Raw genomic sequence first — 2063 nt, forward strand, 5'->3', positions numbered from 1 at the left:
TTCTGCATCATCCGACACAGGTTCGGTCCCGCAGATTCTGTTTATGTTTAACGGTCCCGTGACGCATATGATGCTGGAAAAAGGATCCACGATTTACAATAACGTGATCGAACAGAAAACCGTTAAAGAGGGAGTTGATGTGATTTTCATGACGATTCTGAATCGTCGTCCGGATAGTGATGAATCCGCGGTTGCGGTCTCCGAAATAGAAAAGAATGGACCGGCAGGTTACGGAAACGTGATCTGGTCGCTCGTGAATACGCGCGAGTTCCTGTTTATTCAATAACGGTTCAAAAACATAAAAATGTCCAGACACTCTTGTCTGGACTTAATGAGCGACAACCAATCAATTTAAAAATAAAAGGCACATTCAATGCGAGACCTTCTTTCAAAACTCGATGGACTACAGCGGCGGCAGTTTCTTGAATACGCTGCCAAGTCCGCGTTGGGAGTCAGCGTACTTCCGATGTTCAATAATATCCTGGAAGCAGCTCCTTCTTCTCAGCCCAAAGGTGGCAAAGCCAAACGCCTGATCTATCTTTATATGGCAGGCGCCATGTCGCATCTTGATACTTTTGACTTGAAACCAGGTCATAAAAATCAAGGCGAAACAAAAGGGATCAAAACCAACGTCCCCGGGATGCAAATCAGCGAATTCCTGCCGACACTGGCTGAAGTATTCGACAAAATGGCGGTGATCAACTCCATGCACACCGAAACCGGTGCTCATGAGCAGGGTGAATACATCATGCGTACCAGTTACAAAGAAATCGCATCGACCCGGCATCCCTCTATGGGTCCCTGGATTCAAAAATTCAAAGGACGCCTGAATAAAAATCTCCCCGATACGGTGCTGATCAGTGCCCCTGCCCGGCACCCGAACGCAGGCTTCCTGGATCCTTCTTACAGCCCTTTGCCGATTGGTGATCCGAATCGAGGACTGGAAAACACCCAGTCCCCCACATACCTCTCGGAAAATTCGTTTGAAAAACGAATTGACCTGATCAACAAGTTCGACAAGAAGTTTCAGAATAAATTCAAAACCAAAGAGGTCCTGGCCTACACGGACTTCTATTCACAGGCAACCAGCCTGCTTTCCAGCGATGAGTTGAAAGCATTCGACCTGAATGAAGAGAAAGCCGAAGATCGTGATAAATACGGTCGCAACTCGTTTGGTCAGGGTTGTATGCTGGCACGACGACTGATGGAAAACAACGTTCGCTGTGTCGAAGTCACTTTCGGTGGCTGGGACATGCACCGCGATATCTATGATGACGGAATTCTCCCCAGTCGCGCTGGAATGCTGGATATGGCTCTGGGCAATCTGCTGAAGGATCTGTCTGATCGTGGTCTGCTGGATGAGACGATTATCGTACTCACAACCGAATTCGGACGTACTCCGGTCATCAATCAGAACGGTGGTCGGGACCACCATCCCGGTGCCTTCTCTGCGGCATTGATGGGCGGCGGCATCAAAGGCGGCCAGTTCTATGGTAAGTCCGATGCAGGCGGCCAGAGCGTTGATTCGGACGGCGTTCTGCCAGCCGACCTCAATGCGACCATCGCCACTGCTTTGGGCCTGCCTTTAGATAAAGAAATTTTCTCATCCGATGGTCGCCCCTTCAAGGTAGCCCACGATGGCAAAGCCATCACAAAACTGTTGTAAACTCCACTGATTCGCGACAAAAATCAAAACGGCTCCCCCTGCGGGAGCCGTTTTTTTGTATAATGACCAATATCGAAAAAACTTTGGCGATATTTTCGAAATGACATTAAAATAGTAGCTTCCGAAAAATTCTCCGATTATGATCGAAGAGTTGATTCCCCGTGAATTCAAAATTGAGTCCTTCCGGAAAGTTCAGGTTATCTCAGACGGTCAACCACATTCATCTGACTGTTTGACGTACAAGGCCCTCCTGTTTTGCCCCAAAACTGAAGCCTGAGAAAGATTGTAACCATGATGAAGACCAAGCGTGTTACTGTGCTGTTTCAGATCGTAATGTGCCTGCTGGCCTGCGCTACGATTGCTAATGCAGACGAAAACTGGCTACAGTTGAAAGGTG

The 2063-nt window shown here is 48.1% G+C and carries 1 protein-coding gene and 1 pseudogene; both read left to right on the top strand.

The genetic code is table 11. The annotated features are described in order from the left end of the window. Positions 1-286: pseudogene (locus tag Q0294_RS10195) on the top strand (hypothetical protein); the annotation flags it as partial. A gap of 87 nt (positions 287-373) precedes the next feature. Next, positions 374-1666 carry a DUF1501 domain-containing protein gene (locus tag Q0294_RS10200; protein WP_299464323.1) on the top strand — a complete coding sequence of 431 codons (1293 nt, stop codon included), beginning with the start codon at positions 374-376 and terminating at the stop codon, positions 1664-1666. Positions 1667-2063: the final 397 nt, after the last annotated feature.

The organism is uncultured Gimesia sp., assembly GCF_937919775.1.
In the GTDB taxonomy this organism is placed as follows: Bacteria; Planctomycetota; Planctomycetia; order Planctomycetales; family Planctomycetaceae; genus Gimesia.

Bases quoted from the DNA above. Each gene is read 5' to 3' on its own strand.
- Q0294_RS10200 (WP_299464323.1), top strand. From the start codon at position 374: ATGCGAGACCTTCTTTCAAAACTCGATGGACTACAGCGGCGGCAGTTT.